The sequence below is a fragment of the Marinobacter segnicrescens genome (assembly GCF_900111555.1).
Lineage (GTDB): Bacteria > Pseudomonadota > Gammaproteobacteria > Pseudomonadales > Oleiphilaceae > Marinobacter > Marinobacter segnicrescens.
In genome coordinates this window covers 64,844-87,670 of record NZ_FOHZ01000009.1, presented here as the reverse complement: position 1 = coordinate 87,670, position 22,827 = coordinate 64,844, and the positions used below count along the sequence as shown (strand labels likewise).

Annotated in this window: 27 protein-coding genes; 17 read left to right on the top strand and 10 right to left on the bottom strand. The window is 60.8% G+C overall.

What is annotated here, in order from left to right; all coding sequences use genetic code 11:
* The first annotated feature begins 178 nt into the window (after nucleotides 1-178).
* The 3 genes from BM036_RS10825 (at nucleotide 179) to BM036_RS10815 (ending at nucleotide 2,913) form a co-directional block, all read left to right on the top strand.
* Entirely contained in the window at nucleotides 179-1,186 is a 1,008-nt protein-coding gene (locus BM036_RS10825) for a methionine ABC transporter ATP-binding protein (protein ID WP_091851673.1), read from the top strand.
* The gene (locus BM036_RS10820; RefSeq protein ID WP_091851851.1) at nucleotides 1,186-1,851 is read left to right on the top strand and encodes a methionine ABC transporter permease; all 666 of its coding nucleotides are present in this window, start codon (nucleotides 1,186-1,188) and stop codon (nucleotides 1,849-1,851) included. The genes BM036_RS10825 and BM036_RS10820 overlap by 1 nt, the downstream gene beginning before the upstream one ends.
* Nucleotides 1,852-2,130: 279 nt before the next feature.
* Nucleotides 2,131-2,913 carry a MetQ/NlpA family ABC transporter substrate-binding protein gene (locus tag BM036_RS10815; protein ID WP_091851670.1) on the top strand — a complete coding sequence of 261 codons (783 nt, stop codon included), beginning with the start codon at nucleotides 2,131-2,133 and terminating at the stop codon, nucleotides 2,911-2,913.
* Nucleotides 2,914-3,028: 115 nt separating this feature from the next.
* Here BM036_RS10815 and BM036_RS10810 read toward each other — a convergent pair whose 3' ends face one another.
* Both BM036_RS10810 and BM036_RS10805 read right to left on the bottom strand, forming a co-directional pair.
* A complete protein-coding gene (locus tag BM036_RS10810) occupies nucleotides 3,029-3,682 on the bottom strand; it encodes a peroxiredoxin (protein WP_091851667.1) in 654 nt (217 codons plus the stop codon).
* A 204-nt stretch (nucleotides 3,683-3,886) separates the two neighbouring features.
* Entirely contained in the window at nucleotides 3,887-5,245 is a 1,359-nt protein-coding gene (locus BM036_RS10805) for an alanine/glycine:cation symporter family protein (protein WP_091851664.1), read from the bottom strand.
* A gap of 274 nt (nucleotides 5,246-5,519) precedes the next feature.
* Here BM036_RS10805 and BM036_RS10800 point away from each other — a divergent pair, with 274 nt between their 5' ends.
* Together BM036_RS10800 and fghA are read left to right on the top strand one after the other, a co-directional pair.
* Nucleotides 5,520-5,948, top strand: a complete 429-nt coding sequence (locus BM036_RS10800; protein WP_091851849.1) for a CBS domain-containing protein — start codon at nucleotides 5,520-5,522, stop codon at nucleotides 5,946-5,948.
* A 65-nt stretch (nucleotides 5,949-6,013) separates the two neighbouring features.
* Nucleotides 6,014-6,868 (top strand): S-formylglutathione hydrolase, encoded by an 855-nt coding sequence (gene fghA / locus BM036_RS10795; protein ID WP_091851661.1) that lies wholly within the window; start codon nucleotides 6,014-6,016, stop codon nucleotides 6,866-6,868.
* 40 nt (nucleotides 6,869-6,908) lie between these two features.
* On the opposite strand, the gene BM036_RS10790 is transcribed toward fghA, so the two are convergent.
* The 3 genes from BM036_RS10790 to BM036_RS10780 all read right to left on the bottom strand — a co-directional run bounded on the left by BM036_RS10790 (nucleotide 6,909) and on the right by BM036_RS10780 (nucleotide 9,552).
* On the bottom strand, nucleotides 6,909-7,874 hold the full coding sequence (locus tag BM036_RS10790; protein WP_091851659.1) for an NAD(P)H-quinone oxidoreductase: 966 nt from the start codon (nucleotides 7,872-7,874) through the stop codon (nucleotides 6,909-6,911).
* Nucleotides 7,875-7,964: 90 nt separating this feature from the next.
* Nucleotides 7,965-9,122, bottom strand: coding sequence for an HD-GYP domain-containing protein (locus BM036_RS10785; protein WP_091851656.1), 1,158 nt, complete (start codon nucleotides 9,120-9,122; stop codon nucleotides 7,965-7,967).
* Nucleotides 9,109-9,552, bottom strand: a complete 444-nt coding sequence (locus BM036_RS10780; protein WP_091851653.1) for an acyl-CoA thioesterase — start codon at nucleotides 9,550-9,552, stop codon at nucleotides 9,109-9,111. Before BM036_RS10780 ends, BM036_RS10785 begins: the two co-directional genes overlap by 14 nt.
* Before the next feature lie 193 nt (nucleotides 9,553-9,745).
* Here BM036_RS10780 and BM036_RS10775 point away from each other — a divergent pair, with 193 nt between their 5' ends.
* Nucleotides 9,746-10,375: an HPP family protein gene (locus BM036_RS10775; RefSeq protein WP_091851650.1), complete on the top strand. Its 630-nt coding sequence runs from the start codon at nucleotides 9,746-9,748 to the stop codon at nucleotides 10,373-10,375.
* 393 nt (nucleotides 10,376-10,768) lie between these two features.
* The gene (locus tag BM036_RS20100) at nucleotides 10,769-11,026 is read left to right on the top strand and encodes a type I restriction-modification system subunit M (protein ID WP_091851647.1); all 258 of its coding nucleotides are present in this window, start codon (nucleotides 10,769-10,771) and stop codon (nucleotides 11,024-11,026) included.
* A 75-nt stretch (nucleotides 11,027-11,101) separates the two neighbouring features.
* On the opposite strand, the gene BM036_RS10765 is transcribed toward BM036_RS20100, so the two are convergent.
* From BM036_RS10765 to BM036_RS10745, 5 genes are all read right to left on the bottom strand, one after another.
* On the bottom strand, nucleotides 11,102-11,470 hold the full coding sequence (locus tag BM036_RS10765; protein WP_091851644.1) for a hypothetical protein: 369 nt from the start codon (nucleotides 11,468-11,470) through the stop codon (nucleotides 11,102-11,104).
* Nucleotides 11,471-11,488: 18 nt separating this feature from the next.
* Complete coding sequence (locus BM036_RS10760) at nucleotides 11,489-11,923, bottom strand: hypothetical protein (RefSeq protein WP_091851641.1); 435 nt, start codon at nucleotides 11,921-11,923, stop codon at nucleotides 11,489-11,491.
* A 67-nt stretch (nucleotides 11,924-11,990) separates the two neighbouring features.
* Nucleotides 11,991-12,752 carry a type 2 periplasmic-binding domain-containing protein gene (locus tag BM036_RS10755; protein ID WP_091851638.1) on the bottom strand — a complete coding sequence of 254 codons (762 nt, stop codon included), beginning with the start codon at nucleotides 12,750-12,752 and terminating at the stop codon, nucleotides 11,991-11,993.
* Nucleotides 12,753-12,834: 82 nt separating this feature from the next.
* On the bottom strand, nucleotides 12,835-14,244 hold the full coding sequence (locus tag BM036_RS10750) for an MATE family efflux transporter (protein WP_091851635.1): 1,410 nt from the start codon (nucleotides 14,242-14,244) through the stop codon (nucleotides 12,835-12,837).
* Between the two features lie 126 nt (nucleotides 14,245-14,370).
* Nucleotides 14,371-15,249, bottom strand: coding sequence for a DUF6279 family lipoprotein (locus BM036_RS10745; protein ID WP_091851633.1), 879 nt, complete (start codon nucleotides 15,247-15,249; stop codon nucleotides 14,371-14,373).
* Between the two features lie 179 nt (nucleotides 15,250-15,428).
* On the opposite strand from BM036_RS10745, the gene BM036_RS10740 reads away from it, so the two are divergent.
* From BM036_RS10740 to BM036_RS10695, 10 genes are read left to right on the top strand one after another with little or no spacing between them, the layout of a single operon-like run.
* Nucleotides 15,429-15,692 (top strand): DUF2798 domain-containing protein, encoded by a 264-nt coding sequence (locus tag BM036_RS10740; protein ID WP_245742576.1) that lies wholly within the window; start codon nucleotides 15,429-15,431, stop codon nucleotides 15,690-15,692.
* Nucleotides 15,689-16,159 carry a Na+/H+ antiporter subunit E gene (locus BM036_RS10735; RefSeq protein WP_177186045.1) on the top strand — a complete coding sequence of 157 codons (471 nt, stop codon included), beginning with the start codon at nucleotides 15,689-15,691 and terminating at the stop codon, nucleotides 16,157-16,159. Before BM036_RS10740 ends, BM036_RS10735 begins: the two co-directional genes overlap by 4 nt.
* Nucleotides 16,156-16,431: an MrpF/PhaF family protein gene (locus tag BM036_RS10730; RefSeq protein ID WP_091851628.1), complete on the top strand. Its 276-nt coding sequence runs from the start codon at nucleotides 16,156-16,158 to the stop codon at nucleotides 16,429-16,431. The genes BM036_RS10735 and BM036_RS10730 overlap by 4 nt, the downstream gene beginning before the upstream one ends.
* On the top strand, nucleotides 16,424-16,723 hold the full coding sequence (locus tag BM036_RS10725; RefSeq protein WP_245742575.1) for a cation:proton antiporter: 300 nt from the start codon (nucleotides 16,424-16,426) through the stop codon (nucleotides 16,721-16,723). Before BM036_RS10730 ends, BM036_RS10725 begins: the two co-directional genes overlap by 8 nt.
* The gene (locus tag BM036_RS10720; RefSeq protein ID WP_091851624.1) at nucleotides 16,720-16,989 is read left to right on the top strand and encodes a Na(+)/H(+) antiporter subunit B; all 270 of its coding nucleotides are present in this window, start codon (nucleotides 16,720-16,722) and stop codon (nucleotides 16,987-16,989) included. The genes BM036_RS10725 and BM036_RS10720 overlap by 4 nt, the downstream gene beginning before the upstream one ends.
* Nucleotides 16,986-17,681 carry an MnhB domain-containing protein gene (locus tag BM036_RS10715; protein ID WP_091851621.1) on the top strand — a complete coding sequence of 232 codons (696 nt, stop codon included), beginning with the start codon at nucleotides 16,986-16,988 and terminating at the stop codon, nucleotides 17,679-17,681. The genes BM036_RS10720 and BM036_RS10715 overlap by 4 nt, the downstream gene beginning before the upstream one ends.
* Entirely contained in the window at nucleotides 17,678-17,992 is a 315-nt protein-coding gene (locus BM036_RS10710) for a cation:proton antiporter subunit C (protein ID WP_091851618.1), read from the top strand. Before BM036_RS10715 ends, BM036_RS10710 begins: the two co-directional genes overlap by 4 nt.
* Complete coding sequence (locus BM036_RS10705; protein ID WP_218144804.1) at nucleotides 17,989-19,452, top strand: complex I subunit 5 family protein; 1,464 nt, start codon at nucleotides 17,989-17,991, stop codon at nucleotides 19,450-19,452. The genes BM036_RS10710 and BM036_RS10705 overlap by 4 nt, the downstream gene beginning before the upstream one ends.
* Nucleotides 19,452-20,951 (top strand): complex I subunit 5 family protein, encoded by a 1,500-nt coding sequence (locus BM036_RS10700; protein ID WP_091851616.1) that lies wholly within the window; start codon nucleotides 19,452-19,454, stop codon nucleotides 20,949-20,951. The genes BM036_RS10705 and BM036_RS10700 overlap by 1 nt, the downstream gene beginning before the upstream one ends.
* Entirely contained in the window at nucleotides 20,948-22,645 is a 1,698-nt protein-coding gene (locus BM036_RS10695) for a complex I subunit 5 family protein (protein ID WP_091851614.1), read from the top strand. The genes BM036_RS10700 and BM036_RS10695 overlap by 4 nt, the downstream gene beginning before the upstream one ends.
* Nucleotides 22,646-22,827: the final 182 nt, after the last annotated feature.

The window sequence follows — 22,827 nt, the reverse complement described above, 5'->3', positions numbered from 1 at the left end:
GATCGGTAATGTCACAATTGATTCATGGTACTACACTTCTGTCGTTGCCCCAGCCGGACAGTGCTTGCGGATACAAAAACGAACATTCGGGTTTCAGGTTTGAGTGCGTTATAATCAGCGGCTTTTCGTGCCGTACCCACAAGGTGTCGGCCAGTGCCTGACGGAAGGTTTGTGCTCTGTGATTGAACTCGACCAGGTTCAGAAATCCTATCAGGTGGGCGGCCGGGCGATCCCCGCGTTGCAACCCACCGACCTGACCATCGACACCGGCGAGGTGTTCGGCATTGTCGGTCATTCCGGTGCCGGCAAATCCACGCTGGTGCGACTGATCAATCTGCTGGAACGGCCCACTGGTGGCCGGGTGCTGGTGGATGGTGAGGACGTTACCCACTACGATGCTGCCGAGCTGCGGGCCTTCCGTCGCAAGGTGGGCATGATCTTCCAGCACTTCAACCTGCTTTCATCCCGCACCGTGGCCGATAACATTGCCTTCCCCATGAAGTTGGCCGGAATCTATTCGAAGGCACAGATTCGCGACCGGGTGGCGGAACTGCTGGCACTGGTGAGCCTGACCGACCAGGGCAACAAGTACCCGTCCCAACTATCCGGTGGCCAGAAGCAGCGTGTCGGTATCGCCCGGGCACTGGCCTGCCGGCCGTCCATCCTGCTTTGCGATGAAGCGACCAGTGCCCTGGACCCGCAGACCACTCAGTCGGTATTGCGCCTGCTGGCGGAGATCAACCGGGAGCTGGGGCTGACCATTGTGCTGATTACCCATGAAATGGATGTGGTGCGGCGTATCTGCGACCGGGTCGCGGTGATGGACGGCGGACGGATCGTGGAAATGGGAGCCGTCACCGATGTATTCCTGCACCCGGAACATCCCACCACACGGGATTTTGTGTTTGAGAGCGAGAATGTGGACCGGGATGAGTTGCAGCAGGATTTCGAGCATGCGGCCGGCCGGATTCTTCGCCTGACGTTTCGGGGTGAATCGACCTATAAGCCATTGCTGGGCCATGTTGCCCGGCAATCCGGTGTGGATTTCAGCATCCTCTCGGGCCGTATCGACCATATCAAGGATACGCCCTACGGCCAGCTGACCTTGTCACTGGTGGGCGGTAACCTGGAACAGGCGATGGCCGAGTTCGAGGCGGCGGATGTCCATGTGGAGGTGGTGCGATGATGGAGTCCCTGCTGACGAACGTGGACTGGGTGGAAATCGGCTGGGCCAGCTGGGATACCCTGGTGATGGTGGGTATGTCGCTGCTGTTCAGTGTGCTGATCGGTCTGCCGGTGGGGGTGCTGCTGTTTCTGACCGGCAAGCGTCAGTTGCTGGAGCAGCCGGTGGCCTATGCCATCCTGTCGTTTATCGTGAATGTGTTGCGGTCGGTGCCGTTCATTATCCTGCTTATTGTGATGATTCCGGTGACGGTGATGATTATCGGTACCTCGCTGGGTGTGGCCGGGGCGATTCCGCCGCTGGTAGCCGGTGGTGCCCCGTTCTTTGCCCGGCTGGTTGAGACGTCCCTGCGGGAGGTGGACCGGGGGATTATCGAGGCGACCCAGGCGATGGGGGCCAATGTGCGGCAGATTATTTTTGGTGCGCTGTTGCCGGAGGCGCTGCCGGGGATTATCGCGGGTATAACGGTGACGGCGATTACGCTGGTGTCCTATGCGGCGATGTCCGGTGTGGTTGGTGGCGGTGGTCTCGGTGACCTGGCCATTCGTTTCGGTTATCAGCGGTTCCAGACGGACGTTATGGTGATTACTGTAGCGTTGTTGGTGGTGTTTGTGCAGCTGTTGCAGATGCTTGGGGATCGGCTGGTTTTGTATTTTAGCCGGAAGTGACTGTGACGATTTTTTTGGTGAGTTGATTGGTGGCTTCGGTGGAGGGGCACCCGCCACGGTGATCTTTCCGGAGGCGCTCGCGATTCCTGGCTTTGGTGGAGAAGCCTTCCAGCCGATAAGCTTTCCCCGGACACGCCTCGCAAGTACGTCCATGTAGGGCTCCGTCGCGCCATCCATGGCGCTCCAGGGTCCGGGGAAAACTTCTCAGCCGGAAGACTCCCATAGTTGGGAGTTGCCTTTGGGTTTGAATAATTTTTTGTCGTCAATTGGGAGAGTTTTATGAATTTCAAGAAAACACTGGTTGGTTTGACCGCTTTCGCGGTCTTTTCCGGCGCGCAGGCGGAAGAAACGCTTTCCGTTGCGGCGACGGCGGTTCCCCATGCGGAGATTCTGGAGTTTATCCAGCCGGCTCTGAAGGAGAACGGTGTGGACCTGCAGGTGAAGGTGTTTACCGATTACGTGCAGCCGAATATCCAGGTGGATCAGAAGCGGATGGATGCGAACTTTTTCCAGCATCAGCCGTACCTTGATGAGTTCAATGATGGCAAGGGCACCAACCTGGTGACGGTGACCGGTGTTCATATCGAGCCGTTCGGGGCTTACTCCCAGAAAGTGGATTCACTGGACGCGCTGGAAGAGGGTGCTACCGTGGCTATCCCCAATGACCCCACCAACGGTGGCCGTGCGCTTCTGCTGTTGCAGGATGCCGGGCTGATCAAGTTGAAGGATGAGAGCAAGATTACCGCCACGCCGCGGGATATTGCCGAGAATCCGAAGAACCTGGACTTCAAGGAGCTGGAGGCTGCCACGCTGCCCCGTATCCTGAACCAGGTGGACCTGGCGCTGATCAATACTAACTACGCCCTGGAAGCGGGTCTGAACCCGGCGGAAGATGCGCTGGTGATTGAGGGTGCCAACTCTCCCTACGTGAATATCCTGGTTGCCCGTCCGGACAACAAGGACTCCGAGGCCATGCAGAAGCTGGCGGAAGCGCTAACATCCGAGGATGTGCGCGCGTTTATCGAAGAGAAGTATGAAGGGGCGGTTGTGCCGGCATTCTGATCCGGTCCGCTCTGTTCATACCCAAAAAAACCGGCCCGCGTTGCAGCGGGCCGGTTTTTTTATACCTGGTTGAGCGCCGCACTCAGCTGGTAGCTCGGTGCAGTGCTGGCGGGGTTTAGTCGCCTGACCAGTTGGACTTGGGGTCCGGGGTCATGCGCAGGTAGGACTTCACGGCCTTGTAACCCTTGGGGAAGCGCTGTTTGATTTCGTCCTCGTCCTGCAGGGACGGCACGATGACAACGTCTTCGCCGCGTTCCCAGTTGCCCGGGGTGGCGACCTTGTGTTCATCGGTCAGCTGCAGGGAGTCGACGACCCGCAGCACTTCGTTGAAGTTACGACCGGTGCTGGCAGGGTAGGTGATGATCAGGCGAATCTTCTTGTTCGGATCGATCACGAACAGGGAGCGCACGGTCAGGCTGTTGTCGGCATTGGGGTGGATCATGTCGTACAGCTCGGACACCTTGCGGTCCTCGTCGGCGATGATCGGGAAGTTCACCGAGCAACCCTGGGTTTCGTTGATGTCGTTGATCCACTCCTTGTGGGAGTCCACCGGGTCGACGCTCAGGGCGATTGCCTTGACGTTGCGCTTGGCGAATTCGTCCTTGAGCTTGGCGGTCAGGCCCAGTTCGGTGGTGCACACCGGTGTGAAGTCGGCCGGATGTGAGAACAGAATGCCCCAGCCATCCCCCAGCCACTCGTGGAAGCGGATGGTGCCTTCGCTGGACTGCTGTTCGAAATCAGGCGCGGTATCACCAAGACGTAAACTCATACCTTCTCCTCCGTTGTCGGTACTACAGCCCCACAGAAGTCTGCAAGGCTCTGTTTGGTTATCCGTAAATTACTTCCGGGTCGCCGTGGCAACCTTCAGCGTTGTCTTATACCACTCAGTTATGGGACCGGCCGCCTCACTCCTCAAGGGGGCAGGCATGCCGGTGTTATACGATTTGGTAATCGTGATATGCCACCAGTGGCATCAGACCCCGACCTTTCTCTGATTCTCGAAGTGCTCCCGGGTCAGCCGGAAAACCACCGGGCTGAGCAGCGCCAGGGCAATCAGGTTGGGTAGTGCCATCATCGCGTTAAGGGTATCGGCAAGCAACCAGACAAAGCCCAGCTTAAGGGTGGCACCGACCGGAATCGCGAGGATCCACAGTACCCGGTAAGGCACGATGGCCTTGACGCCGAACAGGAACTCGACGCTGCGCTCGCCATAGAAAGACCAGCCCAGGATGGTGGTAAAGGCGAAGACGGCCAGGGCTACTGCCACCACGTAGTTGCCACCGGGAATGCCGAGGGCAAAGGCATCCGAGGTCAGTGCCGCGCCGGATTCACCGCTGGTCCAGGCACCCGAGGTAATGATCACCATACCAGTGATGGTGCACACAATAATGGTGTCGATGAACGTACCCAGCATCGCCACCATACCCTGGTTGATGGGGTCCCGGGTCTGGGCGGCGGCGTGGGCGATGGGGGCTGAACCCAGGCCGGCCTCGTTGGAGAATACGCCCCGTGCCACACCAAAGCGGATAGCGGCCCACACGGCTGCGCCGGCAAAACCGCCTTCTGCAGCGGTGCCGGTAAAGGCATCGGTAAAGACCATGGCAAAGGCGGCGGGCAACTCACTGGCGTTGGCGGCCAGGGCCGCGAGGCCGATGACCACGTAGGAAATGGCCATCAGTGGCACCAGGGCACTGGCTACGTGGCCGATCCGCCGGATGCCGCCAATCAGTACCATGCCCACCAGCACCATCAGGATCAGGCCGGTCGCCCAGTGGGGCAGTGCAAAGTTGGTTTGCAATACGTCAGCTACTGAATTGGCCTGAACGGTGTTGCCAATGCCGAACCCGGCAATGGCGGCAAAGATGGCGAACAGCACGCCCAGCCATGCCCATTTCCTGCCGAGGCCATTTCGGATGTAGTACATGGGGCCGCCGACATGGGCGCCACGCTCATCCACTTCCCGGAACTTTACCGCCAGTACCGCTTCTGAATACTTGGTGGCCATGCCGACCAGTGCGGTCAGCCACATCCAGAAAAGGGCGCCGGGGCCGCCGAGGAATACGGCGGTGGCAACCCCGGCAATATTACCAGTCCCGATGGTAGCGGACAGGGCTGTCATCAGTGCCTGGAAAGGCGGGATTTCACCTTCGCTTACGGCGTCCCCCCCGGTGCGCCCTTTCCACATCAGGCGGAACCCTTCCCCCAGGTGGAGGATAGGCATCAGTTTCAGGCCCAGGCTGAGGAACAGCCCTACGCCAAGAATCAGCACCAGCATGGGTGGGCCCCACACCAGGCCATTTATGGCAGATACGAAATTGCTAATCGCTTCCATAGGTGTCTCCGTGGCACCCCCTGCCGGAGAGCGGCTTTACAGGGGGCGTTAGTGAGTCTTTTTCAGGTCCGCATGAAGTTTAGCTACTGAGCCGGGGATGTAAATGTTTCAAATCAGTGAGTTGGGAACTTCTCCCGATTTTGGTGAGAAAGTGAACATTTCGTTTTCCACGCTTCTTGCTAAGGTTATAGTTGAGTTGGTTGCACCGCTTGCCTCAGGTAGCGCGACGGATGTGGCCTCAACAGGACGCAAAAGGAACAGGAAGACGGTCATGATGCGATCACTGAAAGCCTCGGACATCATGTGGAACCATATTGAGCCGGTGCGCCTTGGTGCACCACTGCCTGTGGTGGTCAAGCACCTGTTACAGAACCATGTTACGGGTCTTCCCGTAGTGGATAAGGATCGTAAGGTGGTGGGCTTTGTGTCAGAGCAGGACTGCATCCATGCGCTGTTGGTCAGTAATTATCACGGCGAGGGTGAGCCCTCGGTAGATGACGTGATGAAGCGGGAGCCGGTCACCATCAGTCCGGAAATGTCCGTGGTGGACCTGGCCCAGAACCTTGGTCACGGCAAGCCCAAGGTTTATCCTGTGGAGGATCATGGCCGGCTGGTGGGTATTGTCACCCGCACGTCCATTCTGGCGGAGCTGGCCCGGGTCGGTGCCGGCATTGATGTGGGCCGGTTTGCCGGGGCTGACTGACCAGGGCCATTCTGTCTGGCCTGTCCTCCGCCGGAGTATTGTCGATAAGCGATGGGAGGTTAGGTATGGAACTGTTGGCAAGCAATGTCTGTTTTGGTGGTGAGCATCGCCGTTATCGTCATCGCTCTGAGGTGCTGGACTGCGACATGGAGTTTGCCGTGTTCCTGCCGCCGGCGGCCATTGCTGGCCAGCCGAAGCCGGTTCCGGCCCTGTACTGGCTCTCCGGTCTTACCTGTACGGACCAGAATTTCATGCAGAAGGCGGGCGCCCAGCGCCGCGCGGCAGAATTGGGGCTCGCCATTGTATGCCCGGACACCAGTCCCCGTGGGGTGAACCTGCCTGGCGAGGATGACAGCTATGACTTCGGCTCTGGCGCCGGGTTCTACATCAATGCCACCCGTGAGCCCTGGTCCCGTCACTACCACATGTACGATTACGTGGTGTCAGAGTTACCGGAGTTGCTGGAAAGGGAACTGCCCCTGACCGGCAAGCGCAGCATCAGTGGTCATTCCATGGGGGGGCACGGCGCCCTGATATGCGCGCTGAAGAATCCGGGGCGGTACCAGTCCGTTTCCGCCTTTGCGCCCATCGCCAATCCCACCAACTGCCCCTGGGGGCGCAAGGCCTTCAGTGGTTATCTCGGTGATGATGAGGAAACCTGGAAAGAGTGGGATGCCACCCTGCTGATCCCCGAGGCAAAGGAAAGGCTGCCCCTGCTGGTGGATCAGGGAACGGCGGATGATTTCCTGGAACAGCAGCTGGCGCCGGAGGCCCTGGCGGATGCCTGCGAGAAAGCCCACCACCATATCGATTTGCGCATGCACCGTGGCTACGACCACAGCTATTTCTTTATTGCCTCGTTTATCGATGACCACCTGAACCATCACGCCCGGGCACTGGGTCTGAGCCGATCAGCCTGAGCGGGGCAGCTGGCGGCCCCTTTTGTCGGGGCCGCTCACCCTATTCGCTGACCTGCAACAGAACCTTGCCGGTACTCTCGTTGCTTTCCAGGTAGGCCATGGCCTCGTCGGCCTGTCCCACCGGCCAGGTGCGGTCGATGATCGGCCTTATTTCACCGCTTTCCAGCCTTGGCCAGACATGTTCGTAAAGGGCGTCCATGACTTCGCCCTTCAGGCCTACCGGTTGTGCCCGAAGGGTGGAGCCGATCAGGCGTTGGCGTTTCATCAGCATCACCCCGGTGTCGATGTGGGCGTCGGCGCCGCCCATCCGGCCGATGAGGATAATGCGGCCTTCCATGTTGAGGCACTTCTGGTCTTCGGCAATGTAGTCACCACCCACCGGGTCCAGCACCATGTCGGCGCCGCCCCACTCCTTCACTGCATCAGCGAAGGAGCCGTTGTGGCGGTTCCAGGTGCCATCAGCACCCAGTTCCCGGCAGAAGGCGAGCTTGTCGTCGCTGCCGGCGGTGGCGAACACCGGGTTGCCCATGGCTGTTGCCAGCTGGATGGTGGCCGTGCCGACACCGCTGGCGGCGGCATGGACCAGCACCCGTTCTCCGGGCCTGACACCAGCAACCATGTACAGGTTCATCCAGGCGGTGGCAAAGACCTCCGGCAGGGCAGCGGCCTGTTCCAGCGTGAAGCCCCTGGGTACGGGCAGGACTTGCGCTGAGGGGACGTTGACCCGGCTGGCATAGCCGCCACCGGTAAGCAGGGCGCAGACTTCGTCACCCGCTTCCAGGTGGGACACATTCTCGCCGACGGCCGCCACGCGGCCACTGACCTCGAGGCCGAGGATCTTTGAAGCCCCGGGGGGTGGCGGGTAGGCGCCCTTGCGCTGCATCAGGTCGGCCCTGTTCATGCCTGCCCAGACCACGTCGATGGCGACCTCGTCTGGTTCCGGTGAGGGCAGGTCATCCACGTCGTTCCAGTTCAGGGACTGCTTTTCAATGGTAATGGCTTTCATGAATGTCGGCTCCGGTTTCGCGAGATGGTTACAGCCTAGCACGGTTCATGGTTGCCGGCAGGGCAAGAAAGGTTGGTTGAAACGTCCGGTTTATACCTGGTAGTCCCAAAGCGCCTGGAAGTCCATGGGCGGCATTACATCCACCACCTCAACAGCGCGAATGTTGAACTCCAGCAGATCCGTCGTGCGACGGAACCCGGTCAGGTAGGCGCTGCCCCGGGGGTCGGTAATGGCCTTCACGGCATGGCCGTTGCGCAGAAGTGGTCGGTGGGTGACCACCGCAATCTCGTTATTGGCCAGACGCACCAGCCCGCCCGGGGGGAAGGGGGTCAGTGCGTTAAGCAACGCCTGGAACAGTTTGGGTCGTGTACTTTCCCGGGCGGCATCGGCGATAGCCTTGCGGGCCTCGGTGATACTGTGCCGGGGCCGGTAGCCACGACGGCTGATCAGGGCGACGTAGTGTTCCGACAGGGCCAGGATACTGGCCTCTGGCAGGATAGCGTCTCCCTCCAGGCCCTCGGGATAGCCGCTACCATCAGAGCGCTCATGGTGCTGCATGATGATCTTCAGTAACAGGCGGTTTTCGATGCCCGCATCGTGCAGTGCCCGCGCGGCCAGCTGGGGGTGGCGGCGGATAATCGTGCGCTGCTGGTCGGTGAGGCCATGGGTGGAGGCGTTCAGGCGGTCAAGGATCGGCATCAGCGCCAGGTTGGCGGAAAGCGCGGCCGCCATCAGTACCACTCGCCGGCCTTCGTCCATGCCAAGCTCGGTAGCGGTGAAGTGGCAGACAATGGCGTAGAACAGCGATTGCTCCGTCGCGGTGGGCTCCACCGAATACAGGTGTACCAGGGCCAGGGTGGGGTCCGGCGCTTCACGGCAGATGCGGTCGATCAGCCGGGCGAAGCCCAGCAGCTTGAGGCGGGCCTCCGGGTCCCGGGCCGAGATGGCCTGGTGGGTACGCTTGAGGGTTTTCAGCAGGGCACGATAGTCGGAGAAGGGATTGCGCTCCCCTTCGGCGACGTCTTCCTGGACTTCCTCGTCCGGGTTTTCCGCCTGGCGGGGATAGAACATGCCCCGTTTGTAGAGCTGCTCCAGCTGGGCGTCCCCCTGGATAACGTAACCCTGGGCCAGCAGGACCTCACCCTGGTTATCGAACACCGGCCAGGGCAAGGGCTTGCCCACGACCAGGACGCCCGGGGCAACCCGGACCAGGCTCTGGCCGGTGTCAGCGGTCTTACTCTCCGGCATGGCTGACCACGACACCCTGGCCGGCAGTGACCATCCGCTCGCGGACGTCGTCAGGAATGGTTTTCTTGCTGGATGTGGCCGGGTCAATCATGACATAGACCACGTCTGCCGTGGCAATCGGCGACGCATCCGGATACCGCACGAAGTTCACCTCAAGGGTGAACGAGGTGTTGCCCAGGCGTTTCACGCTGATGCGGGCACAGAGCACGTCATCAAAGTGGGCGGGGGCGGACCAGTTGAGGGTCATGCTGACCACTTGCATATCCAGCCCGGCATCCAGCATGTTCTGGTAATGGCCGAAGACCGCACGGATGTATTCGTTTACCGCAATGTCCACGTAGTCCGCGTAGCGGGCATTGAAGACCACTTGCTGGGCATCGCATTCGGCATAGCGGACCCGAAAGCGGAATTCCATGGGGTTATCGCTCATAACCTCTCCTGTTGTATCGGTAAGCCCACAGTGTACTCGCCAGTATCGGTTTGTCATTAGTGACCCCGCTCGGCAAGGGAAATGCCATTGACGTATGCTTCCCGGCGAGCCGATTACCCTTATCGATATTTGATATTTGTCACTGCGATAGCCGCCCCTTACCATTACGCCCTTTTTTGGTGCAGGGGCGCTCATGGGGGCACGGAACGAACGATTACGCTGGCAATTGACGGCCGGGGTGCTGCGGGCACTTCACCTGGAGAGCCTGGCTGCCCGTTACAGCCGCAAGACGGTGATGGCCGGGTTCAGCCTGATCAATGGTGGGGTGAGCATTGCGCTGGTGGCGTTTGTCGCCCTGGTTACCCAGGAAGCGTTTATCTTCCCCTCCCTCGGAGCCACGGCGTTTATTCTGTTTCATGTGCCCATGGCGGAGCCGGCGTCACCGCGGAACACCCTGTGCGGTCACTTTCTGGGCGCGGTGATGGGGCTGCTGAGCCTGTACGTGTTTGGCTTGCAGAGTCATCCTTCGGCTTTCCTGGAAGGCGTCGATGGCGCCCGAGTCGGAGCGGCGGCCTTGTCCCTGGGGCTCACTGGTTGCCTGATGGTGCTGTTCCGTGTGCCCCATCCGCCGGCGGGTGCCACAGCGTTGATCGTGTCCCTGGGGCTGATGCCGGATCCTGCCCAACTGCCCATTCTGATGGCCGGGGTGCTGATCCTGCTGGCCCATGCGTTCGTCATGAACCGGCTGTCCGGTATTCCCTATCCGTTGTGGCGCTCCCGGGGTAATGGGGTGGCTGGAGCAGCTCTGGCGAGGCCTCTGTAAGAGTCTGCGCGGCAGCCTTCAGCTCCTATAATAAGCCGGGCAATTAGTCACTTGGATTGAGCGTGCGGGGGGCTCCTTTCAGGTAAAGTGATGCACCAGACTTGGCCGGCGCTGGGTAGTCGTTTAGAGTCGGCTCTCGTATTGCTATCCGGACTGGTGGGAGCCTAACCCGACATGAATGCTGAACAGTCCAAATAGCTTGAAGATGACCCCTGGTCTGCCGCCGATAACCTGTGGGCGAACTCCGATCTCAAGTCCCGCGAATATGCCACGCCGCTACTCGGCCTGAGCTTCATGAAATTCGCCGATGACATATACAAAACGTGCCGAGTCGGACATCAGCAGAGAGTTCGCGGAATTCGGAGGTACCCGGCACGAAAGATCAAGCAGGCCATGGAAGCCATCGAGGAATACAAACCCGAGCTGGATGGCATCCTGCCCAAGGACGAATACTTTGCCCTTACCCGCACCAGCAACACCCTGCTTGTGGAACTGCTCAAGAACTTTTCCCGTATTCCCGCCGATGCCAATGGCGACATCTTTGGCAAAATCTACGAGTTCTTCCTGGCTGGAATTTCCGGCCTTACTGGATTTTCCCGCTGCACAGCTTCAATGTGTTGGATTGCTATACCGCGAAGCCGGAAGAGCTGAACGAGTGTGACAACGTCTTCGAGCTGGTAGTAGAGTTTGCGGCTAGTGGCCGGAAGTGGGTTGCGTGACGTTGAGTCATACGGGTGGCGCCAATAATGCAGGCAGGTACGCCAGGGCCTGCAGGGCTGCAAGCAGGGCGGTCACCATGCCAAAGTAAATCATATCTGTGAGTCGGTAGTAGCGATCGGGTATCAGGCGGATGCGTGCGATCAGAAAAACGACCATGGTGACCGCCAGCAGTGCGGAGAGCCAGGGTTGCATGAGTAGGTCGAAAAGGACGGAGCCCACGCCTTTGCCTGATGGCCCATTCGGTCGTGCAGAAAGGAAGGCTTCACGTTGGAAAGGGAACGCGAGCAGCGCCAGTGAGAAAATAACCGCCGATATTCGGACTAACCAGATCAGGCCACGGCCAATGGCCCTTGTAATGGGGAATGCCACTACCATAACCGATTCTCCTGCAGCTTAATGCGGCATCAGGCGCGCGCGCCCGCGAACATTGGTCGATGCAAGCTGGCCACCTTTAACCTTGATATCCTTGCGCTGGATAACTTCCTCGACGCGCCCCTGGTCATCGATAAGAGAGATCGTAATGTCCGCCTTACCGGAAACCAGTACGGTTCCGCTAACCTGAATATCGAACGATTTTCCGGATACGTTATCGACCGAGAATGCCTGGAACTCTTCCGGGCTCAGATTGATTGGGGCTGTGGTGATAGTCCCGTAGACCAGAGTGCTGTTGTCTCCGCCTACTGAAAAACTTTCCGCAACCCCATAGGTGCGCAGTGGTTGGTTCGGAGCTGCGTTGACTTGAATGTAAGAAGCGGAAAAGGCGTTAAGGCCCAATCCTGTCCTGGGGATACCGACGGCGATACCGTCAAGCTTTACGACAACGTCCATATGTCTCTCCTTGAGGTTCCTGATGGGGAGTGTATTGAGCCTCCCTAGGTAGTCAAGGATGCTTCTCTCACTCCCGCGCGCTGTCCTTCTCAGAACGGGTATCCGCCACGTTGAAGGTCTTCTGCAGCCGATCTGCAATACCGGCCTTTTCCCCACTGCGATCCAGTTGCTCCAGAGCGTTCGCCAGCGGTTCTGCCAGCTTGGCGTGGCGGCGATGAAGGTAGTGGTAGAGGGTGAAGCGGGTGACCGGTTCCGGGAGGATGTAAAGATGGTCCCAGCGCTCGTTTTGCAGGGGGGAGATGCCCTCAATGCTTGATACCAGCGCCAGGTCAACCCGGCCCCAGTCGAGCATGGCCTGCATCTGCTGGTAGCTGTCGGCGTGGACCGGGATCATGTTCAGGTCGTCGGCAGTCTGTTCAGCGATCAGTACGCCCCTGCGCACTGCCACCCTGGGTCTCCAGTCCCCTTTGCCTGCCAGCAGGCGGTTGTCAGGGAATTTCGACACAGCATGAAGCTTGCCTTCCAGCAGGGGGTAGGGCACGCGGATCAGGTTTGGGTAGCGGTCGGCGACTTCGGCAATACGGAAAAGATCACCATCCAACTGACCGATACTGGCCATCATAAGGGCCCGCCGGGAGGGCACTTCCCGGGCGGTCACATCAATTCCGAGGTCGTCATAGGCGGCGCTGAGCAATTGCACAGCCAGCGTGGTGCTGGGCAGGTCCGCAATGCTGGCGAAGCGCAACTCACCCGGTGGATCAGCTGATTCAGCAAGGGCTGCCCCTGGGCTGGCAACCAGCAGTGACAGGATGATGCTTTTCGCCCACATGGTCGTCTGCCAAAAAATAATGGGAATACGTCTTAACAGCGTAGACGGCCAGGCCGGAAATTTCCGTTTGGATTTGTAAACTTCACGACATTTCGGAGTTAACCGGTCGGGTGCGGGTATAGAGGAAAAGCCTCGTGCCCAGCAGAAGGGCAGCGGTAGCCAGCCCCGCGGTGATGCCCACCCAGAACCCCGGCGCTCCCATGGCGGCAACCAGGGTATCGGTAAAGGTCAGCACATAACCCAGGGGCATGCCCACGCCCCAGAAGGAGAACAGCATAATGAACATGGGGATGCGGGTGTCCTTGTAACCCCGCAGGGCGCTGATACAGCTGACCTGGATGACGTCGGCTATCTGGAAGATAGCAGCAAATTTCAGGAGCAGGGTTGTCACCGCCTGTACCTCCGGATCTCCGGTATACAGCCGGGAAATGGGTCCGGCAAACAGGAACAGGGTGACGGCGAATACCAGCGCCGTGGCGGAGGCCAGCAACAGGGAACTGCGGGAAAGCAGGTGGGCCGTATTCGGGGTGCTGGCGCCCACCAGAAACGCAACCCGCAGGGTGAGGGCCATGCCGATGCTCAGGGGTAGCATGAACAGGAGTGAGGTGACGTTGAGTGCAATCTGGTGCCCGGCGACCACAACCGGTCCCAGTGGCGCCAGGAACAGGGCGATCACCGAGAACATGCTGGCTTCCACAAAGATCGTAAAGCCAATGGGCAGGCCGATGCGCAGGATGTAACGGATGTTTTCCGGATCCGGTTTCACCCAGTCGGCAATCAGGTGGAAGTGTTTGTAGATGGGGCTGCGGTTCAGGTAGAACACCATGGCAACGGCGGCAATGGCATTGGAGATAGCCGTGGCCCAGCCACAGCCGATGCCGCCCATTTCCGGCAGGCCGAACTTGCCGTAGATCAGCGCCCAGTTCAGGGGCAGGTTGATCAGCGTACCCAGCACCGAGAACGCCATGATCACCCGGGTGTGGCCCAGGCCATCGGTGAGACCCCGCAGCGCAACCATCAACAGCATGAAGGGTATACCCCACGCAAAGGCGTCCAGGTAGCCTTCAGCAATATCGGAGGTCTGCGCGTCGAGGTTCAGCATATTGAACACAGGGCGCACGTTGACCACCAGCAGGATCATGATCGCTGAACTGATCGCACCGATATATAAGCCCTGCCAGGTGGCGGGCATGATCTTTTGCACCGCGCGGGCGCCGTTGTAGCCGGAAATGATGGGTTGCAGCGCTCCCAGCAGGCCCATGAAGAACAGGAACAGGGGCATCCAGATGCTGCTGCCAATGCCTACCGCCGCCAGGTCCTCGGCGCTGGCATGGCCGGCCATCACCGTATCGATAACGCCATTGGCCATCTGAGCAATCTGCGCCACCAGAATGGGCCCGCCAAGCAGGGCGAGCGTGCGCCATTCGCCCAGAATACGGGGAATCAGTGGTGCCCGGGTATCGGGGACTGGCTGGTTTTCGTGGTCGAGCATGGTGTAGCGGGTTATCCGGCAGGTCGGGAAAGCGCCCTACTATACACCTTCAGATGGCAGGTGTGGTCGGCCGGGAGTATTCGTTAGGCCTTCATTCCTGTAACGCCGGGGCAGGGTTCGATAACGTCAGTCGGGTAAGGTACAGGCGAGGGCCGTGACATCCTGTTTCAGGCTGGCGGTATTTTGCTGCAGGGTTTGCCAGTGTCGCTCGTCGGCGGCCTGGAGCAAGTCGTGAGTCAGCTGCGTGAGGTCACGGGTATTGGTCTCCAGCATGTTCCTGTAGGCCTCGCCCTGATAGTCCGGAGCATTCAGGATCAGGTCCCGCAGGCGGGCGTCGAAGTCTGGCTGGTTGCGGTCTTCAAGCATCCCGGCCAGGGCCTTTTGCCAGCGTCCCCGCCCTTCCAGCCAGATCCGGGTCTGCTCCTGGCGGCCTGCTGTCCAGTCTTTGATAATGGCTTGCTGGCGCTCATTGAGTGTGCCAAGCCAGCGTTCGGCGCGCTCAGTGACCCGCTCAGCGGATTTTTCCCGGCTGCCTGCCCCCAGGTACTCCTGCTTTCGCTCCTCCTGTTCACGGTCCATATTGCTTTTGAGCTCGGTCACCTGCTCGTCACTCAGGCCAGTCAGTACTCTGGTGGCCATGGGTACGATCCGTGTGGCCAGGGGCTCGGCAAAGTCGGCCACCTGCTGGCGATGGAACTCGATACGCTCCGGTGGCAGCTCGCCATTAGCCATTTCCTGGCTCAGCTCGCCCAGCCAGGCGGAGTAACGGGGTAACTCCGTCTCACAGTGCCAGGCTTTGAGTGCCTCAAGGTCGTTCCGTAGCGCCGACTTCTGGTCACCCGTCAGGGTGATATAGTCGTCCACCCACCAGAGCACACCCTGGTCGGCGAAACGGTAGGCCAGCCGGGTGGAGCTGCAGGCGCCCAGCACAACTGCAACCAGCACAACTGCAACCAGCACAATGCAGGAAATACGGAGAACGTGAACGGGGATAATGGCTTGCACTGGCGGACGTCCTTTCGAAATTTCGCTACCCTGTGGATTCCCGGGAGCTGAGCGAGTTCCGCCAGGGAGCCCCCAGGTTGGAATGCGACAGGTGTTCTGGCCATGGTAATTCAGGTGTACCCAGAAGATTGTACGGCCCGGTCGGGCTGATGGATGCTTACAACAGCAGGAGATGAAGTTTGGCCAACCAACCTTCCATGAAAGTTCAGCAGCTGGTTTTCGCATTTTACATGTCCGGACTCATGTCCTTGCTGATGTCCGGCGTGATAACCGCCATTAACACAGGGTTGTCGTCAGGGTTCGTGCAGCGGTGGCTGCCGGCCTGGGTCGTTGCCTGGGCGGTGGCATTTCCGCTGGTGGTGCTGGTAGCTCCCCTCGCACGGAAAATGACGGATGCGACCATCCGGGCCCTGTCCCGGCTTCGAGGCCGGGGCGCCCAGTGAGGCTGGCCCTGCTGGCGGTCTTCTGGCTGGCACTCACCAATGGTGATCCAGCGGGCTGGGGCTATGGCCTGGTCGTGGTGCCCCTGGTCTGGATGTTGTCCGCCAGGGTCTTCCCGCCGGGGACCTGGCGGGTGAAACCATTGTACCTTCCACAATTCACGGGGTGGTTCCTGGTCAAGTCGCTATCCGCTGGCTGGGATGTCAGCCGCCGGTTACTGGCTCGGCACCTGGCCGTGGCCCCGGGAGAGCGGGAGGTCCCCTTCACCCTTCCGGAGGGCAGCCCTCGCTGGCTCGCGGCCAACCTGCTGTCACTGATGCCTGGCACCCTGAGTGTGGAGGTCCACGGAGAGAACCTGTTGTTGCATTGCCTGGATACCGGACAGGATCCAGGCGCAGAGGTTGCTGAGACCGAACGACAGGTGGCCCGCCTCTTCGGCATTACGCCCTGGGCCGGGGAGGGAGCGTGACGCTGGCACTCGAACTGACCGCCCTATGGCTGCTGCTCACGCTCCTGCTTGGGCTGATACGGATCTGGCAGGGGCCGCGTCCGGCGGATCGTATTCTCGCTGCACAGCTGTTTGGCACCACCGGGGTGGCCATTCTGCTGGTGCTGGCCAGCGCTCAGGCCATGCCCTCACTGAGGGATGTGGCCCTGGTCCTGGCCTTGTTGGCGGTATTGGCAACGGCAGCCTTTGTCACCCGTGAGGTCCGCCTGGACCAGGAGGATGACGGTGGCTGAGCTTCTGCCATGGCTGCAGATCCCCTTGCTGGTTGCCGGGTGCCTGTTCTTCGGTATCGGTACCCTGGGCCTGTTCCGTCTCACCGAAACGCGCGACCGCCTCCATGCCCTGACCAAGGTGGACAATCTCGGCCTCGGATTAATTGCACTGGCGTTGCTGCCATCGGCGCCGACGGTTGGTGACGGGGTGAAGATCCTGTTGGTATGGCTGGTTGTGCTGATGGCCAGCGCCACCTCGGCCCACCTGATTGCCCGTGCCGCCGGACGGGATGTCACCCGGGAGGATCCATGACTGCCTGGTTGCTGGATGGATTGCTGGCCGCAATGCTGGTAATCACGGCGGTATCGGTGCTGGCATCCAGCAGCCTGTTTCGTGCCGTGGTCATGTTTATCGCCTTTGGAATGCTAATGGCATTGGCCTGGATGCGATTGCAAGCGCCTGATATCGCGCTGGCAGAAGCGGCCATCGGTGCCGGCCTGACCGGGGTGCTGTTGCTGGACGCGGTGGCCCATTTCCGGCGTGGTCCCGGCAATGCCCGGGAAGGAGAACAGGGATGAAATGCCGTGGGCTGGTGAGCTTGCTGTTACTTTGCGCTGCACTTGGCTGGGTACTCGTCTACAGTCTCTGGTCCATCGCCTTCAACCCGGTGGGTGGTTCATTGCCGGAGCAGGTCAGCAAGGCCATGGCCGATAGCGGTGTCGACCACCCGATAACGGCGGTGCTGCTGAACTTTCGCAGCTACGACACCCTGCTGGAAATCGGCGTTCTGGTGATCGCCGCCATTGCCGGTATTTCCATGGCCCGGCTGCCTTCGCTGGAAGACCCGGCCTTCCGCACCCATGATGCCCTGCTCGATGCCCTGCAGCGCTGGTTTGTCCCTTTGATGTGGCTGGTCGCTGGCTACCTTGTCTGGGCCGGCGCCCACCAGCCCGGTGGCGCCTTCCAGGCCGGGGCGGTGCTTGCGGCCACCGGGGTGCTGATGAGGCTTGGAGGTATGCCCATGGGTTTCCTGCAGCCGGGTTACCTTCTGCGGGCAGGACTGATCCTGGGGTTTGCGGTGTTCCTGCTGGTCGCCCTGGTCACCGCTGTCGTAGGGGATGCCTTCCTGGCCTACCCGGCAGGTACGGCGAAATACCTGATACTGTTGATTGAATTGTTCCTTACCCTGTCCATCGCCATGGTTTTACTGTCGCTGTTTGTCGCAGCGCCGGTAAATGATGCCCCGGAGTCACAGGAGGGTCACCAATGACCCCCGACCTGTTTTACGCCTTCACCGGTCTTGTACTTTTTATCACCGGGTTGTTCGGCATCATTGCCCTGCAGCACCTGCTGCGAAAACTGCTGGCGTTTAACCTGATGGGGTCCGGTACCTTTCTGATGCTGGTGGGGCTGGCACAGCACCGCAACGGCACTGACCCAGTGGTGCAGGCGCTCGTGCTCACGGGTATCGTGGTGGCAATTGCAGCCACGGCCCTGGCACTGGTGCTCATCCGGCGCTATTACCACCTGGCTGGTCGCGTGTCCCTGGAGAGGGATGCGACTGACGAGGGTCGCCCATGATGGCCTGGTTGATGGCAGGCCTGCTGTTTACGCCGCTGGCATGGGCAGCGCTGTCACTGCTGGCGGACTTCCGGGCCGGATGGCGGCTGGCCTGGTTCGGCATGGCCCTGCAGGCGACAGTTGCGGTTCTGTTATGGCTCGCCATTGCGCAGGAAGGTGGTTTTTATTATCCGCTGGGAGGCTGGTCGGCTCCCCTGGGCATCGAGTTGCGGGTCGACGGCCTGGCGGTCACCTTCATACTGATGACCGCCACAGTGGCCACCGCGTGCGGCTTGCACGCGGGTTTTTACCTTGACCCGGACAAACCCTGGCAACGCTACTTCTGGCCATTGTTCTGGTTTCTCTGGGCGGGACTCAATGGCGTTTGGCTGGGGGCAGACCTGTTCAACCTCTATGTAGGGCTCGAACTGATCAGCTTGTCGGCCGTAGGCCTGGTTGCCCTGGGTGGGGCGGCAGACGCCCTCAGGGCCTCTTTGCGTTACCTGCTGGCGGCCCTGGTGGGTTCCCTGTTCTATCTGCTGGGGGTAGCGCTGGTATACGGCCAGTTTGGCACCCTGTCCCTGGGCGGTGTTGCGCAGTTGGCCGGTGAACACACCGGGCTGCCCGGCGCAGGCCTGGCCCTTGCGCTGATGCTGGCGGGCCTGGCACTGAAAACGGCCCTGTTCCCTCTCCATGGCTGGTTGCCCCCGGCCCACGGTATCGCGCCTTCTCCAGTCAGTGCGTTACTTTCTGCGCTGGTTCTGAAGGCATCGTTCTACATTGCTGCCCGCCTGTGGCTGGAACTGGGCGAGCCTCAGGGCAGTTACGGTGTGGCGCAACTGATGGGAGGGCTGGGCGCCTTGGCGGTGCTCTGGGGGAGCTGGCTGGCCTGTCTTCAGCCAAGGCTCAAGCAGGTGGTTGCCTATTCCTCGGTGGCGCAGATCGGGTACCTGTTCCTGTTGTTCCCACTCACCTGGCAGGTGTCGGAACAGGTCTCGCAACAGGCCCAGCAGGGCATGACCCTGCAGGTGATCAGCCATGCCCTGGCCAAGGCGGCCATGTTCCTGGCCGCCGGGAACCTGATCCTGTCCACTGGCAGCAGCCGGGTGGCGGACCTTGCCGGGGTTGGCCGCTTCCTGCCCTTTTCCCTGTTTTCGTTCGGCCTGGCCGGAGTATCTTTGATGAGCTTGCCACCCAGCGGAGGCTTTGCGGCCAAATGGTTGCTGTTGCAGGCAAGCCTGGCTAGTGGTCAATGGTGGTGGGCCCTGGTGTTAGTGGCCGGCGGATTGCTGTCCGCCGCCTATGTGTTCCGGATTTACCGGGCCTCGTTCCAGGAGGCCTCGGGGCAGGACGATTTCCATCACCCACCCAGGCGGCTGGAAGCCATTCCCATGGCGCTGGCGCTGCTGTCCCTTGGGTTGGGGCTGGCTGGTGACCAGGTGTTGTCTGTCATGGGCCTGCCTTTCGAGGAGGGTAGCTGATGGTTGAGGACCTTTGGCTCAATCCCTGGTTACCGGTTATGGCCCTGGCCACCTCAATGGTGGCAGCGCTGGTTATCTTCATGTTGCCCGAGGAGCGTCACGTTCTGAGGACAGCGCTTAACCTGGGGGCAGCGGTTGCGAAGCTGATCCTGGTGATTGTGATGGTGTGGGGGGTATTTCACGGCCTGGAGTACCAGCTGTCATTTACCATGTTGCCGGGCATCGAGTTCGAGCTGAAGGCGGACTCGCTGTCGATGATGTTTGCGGGCCTTTCCTCGGTGCTGTGGTTACTCACCACCGCCTATGCAGTGGGTTATCTGGAGAACTCCCCCAATCGTAGCCGGTTTTTCGGTTTCTTCAGCCTTTGCGTCGCCAGTACCACCGGCATTGCGCTGGCGGGCAACCTGTTTACCTTCTTCCTGTTCTACGAAATGCTCACCCTGTCCACCTACCCGCTGGTCGTTCATCGGGGTACGGCGACGGCCCTGCGAGCGGGGCGCAGCTATATCATCTACACCCTCAGTGGTGGCGCAGTGCTGTTGTTGGGCATGGCCTGGTTGTATGCCGAGACCGGAACCCTGGACTTTGCACCCGGTGGTGTGGTGGAGGGTTCGCCGACACCGGCCCTGACAGCAATCTTCGTGCTGCTGGTCGCCGGGCTGGGCGTCAAGGCGGCGCTGTTTCCCCTGCATGGCTGGCTGCCCCAGGCCATGGTTGCCCCTGCACCGGTGAGTGCCCTGCTGCACGCGGTAGCGGTGGTCAAGGCAGGGGCTTTCGGAATCGTCCGGGTGATCAGCGATGTGTTCGGCATTGGCTTTGCCAGTGAGGCCGGCCTCTTGCTGCCCCTGGCCGGCCTGGCGGCCTTTACCATTATTTTCGGATCGGTGCGGGCACTGTTCCAGCAGGACCTGAAGCGACGCCTGGCCTACTCCACCATCAGCCAGGTGTCCTACATCATCCTGGGCATCTGTCTGGCGGGGCCCCTGGGCATGGTGGGTGGCCTGGTCCATCTGCTCCATCAGGGCATCATGAAAATCACCCTGTTCTTCTGTGCCGGCAACTACGCGGAAACCCTGGGTGTGCACCGGATCGATGAGCTGGATGGCGCGGGGCCGCGCATGCCGGCCACTTCGGTGGCTTTTACCATCGCCGCCTTTGGCATGATCGGTACACCGCCGCTGGCCGGGTTTATCACCAAGTGGACGTTGGGGCTGGGAGCGCTGGAAGCCGAACTGCCCTGGGTGGTTGTGGTCCTGCTGGCCAGCAGTCTGTTGAATGCGGCTTATTTCCTGCCCATTGTCTATCGGCTCTGGTTCCGCCCCCGGTCTGACGCCTGGCCGGAGGAGGTGCGCTGGGGGCGCCTGGAGACTCTGGGGTGGCTGCTGTGGCCGCCGGTACTGACGGCCGCCGCGGTGGTGATGATCGGCGTGTTTGCTGCCATGCCGTTCAGTCCACTCTCCTGGGCGGAGCTGGTGGTGAACCGGGAGTATCGGCCATGATGCCCGCCTTGCCGTTTCTTGCCATCGCGGCCGTGGGCCTGCCGTTGCTCTGGTTACTGACGCTGCCGCTGGCCGGTCGCTGGCACCGGTTCGGCTTGCCGCTGTTGCCGGTGCCGGCCCTGCTACTGGCGCTGGTATCCACCTCCGGCTGGCAGTGGTCGCTGCCTTGGCTATTGATGGACAGCCAGTGGCTGCTGGATGACCTGCGCCGTACCTTCCTGACCCTGACAGCCGTACTGTGGAGTACTGCCGGGGTTTTCGCCCTCGGTTACCTGGACAACCGGAACCTCAAGCGTTTCCTGGTGTTCTGGTGCCTGACCCTGACAGGCAACCTTGGCCTGGTGATTGCCGGCGATGCGGCCAGTTTTTACAGCTTCTTCGCGCTGATGACCTTCGCCAGTTACGGGCTGGTGGTTCATGAGGGAACTGATGAGGCGTTTCGGGCTGGTCGGGTTTATATGGCCATGGCGGTCGTCGGCGAGATGTTGCTGCTGGCTGGGCTGATGCTGGCGGCGGAAGAAGCGGACAGCCTGCTGCTGACGGAGTTGGCGGACGCTGTGGTGACGGCGCCACAGGCCCAGCTGATTATCGGCCTGCTGATCACCGGGTTCGGGGTCAAGGCGGGCCTGCCGCTCCTGCATTTCTGGTTGCCGCTGGCGCATCCCGTGGCGCCGACGCCCGCGAGTGCGGTACTCAGTGGTGCGATGATCAAGGCGGGTCTGCTGGGTTGGGTGCTGACCTTGCCCCTGGGGCTGGCCACGCCTGGTGACTGGGGCGACCTGATGGTTGTTGCCGGGGCCGCGGCCTCGCTCGGTGGTGCGCTTGCTGGCGTTTGCCAGCGAAAGACCAAGGCGGTACTGGCCTACTCGAGTATCAGCCAGATGGGACTGATGATGTTGCTGGTGGGCGCGGCACTGGCAACGCCGGACCGGGCGGCGGTGATCGTGCCGATCATTGGCCTCTATGCCCTGCACCATGGCCTGGCCAAGGGGGCGCTGTTCCTGTCTACCGCAGTGCATCCGCCGGCCGCGGGCCCTGTCCGGTGGGCGTATTGGCTGCTACTGGCCTTGCCCGGTTTTTCCCTGGCGGGGCTGCCATGGACCAGCGGTGCGCTGGCAAAACTGGCCATGAAGGAAGCGCTGGCCAGTGATCATCTCACCATGGTCACGGCGACCTGGTTGTCCCCACTGATGACCGCCGGTGCCGTCGCCACCCTGTTACTGATATTGCGTTTTCTATGGCTGCATCACAAGCAGGCAGAGCCCGCAGCCAATCCCCCCTGGCGCACAGCCGGCTGGCTGTTGACGGTTGCAGGTTCAGGGTTGGTGTTCTGGGTTTTGCCCTGGCAGGCAGGAGAGTTGGTGGAACAGCCTTACTGGCTGCCGAAAGCCTACCAGTACCCCGCGCTACTGGCACCGATAGGGCTGGCATTAACGGCAGGTTTTCTTGCGGCGTTGCTGGTGCGCCGCGCACCGGCCGTTCCTCCCGGCGACCTGCTCGCACTGTGGCCGGCGCGACGGCCGGCTTCCGGGACAGTTCGTGCACAACCGGCCCCAGCCGGGAGAGCCCTCCAGCGCTGGTCCGACAAGGTGTCGGCGCTATCGGTAGGCGCCGACACCCGTTTACGTTCCGGCGGCCTGCTGGCGCTGGCGATCCTTGTGCTGCTGGTCACCCTGATCAATCAGGTTTCATGAACGGCTTACGATGATTATCGAAAGTACGAGTTGCCATTTTTATGACATAAGCAGGCTGTTGTGTGCTGCCTGCAGGAATAAGCGTCAAAAAATGTCAAACCATTCGCATCCATTTTTGTGTCCTCCCCGTAAATCGCTCTGACGCATGGTTCATGGAATGAAACTGTGCAGGTTCGAACCAC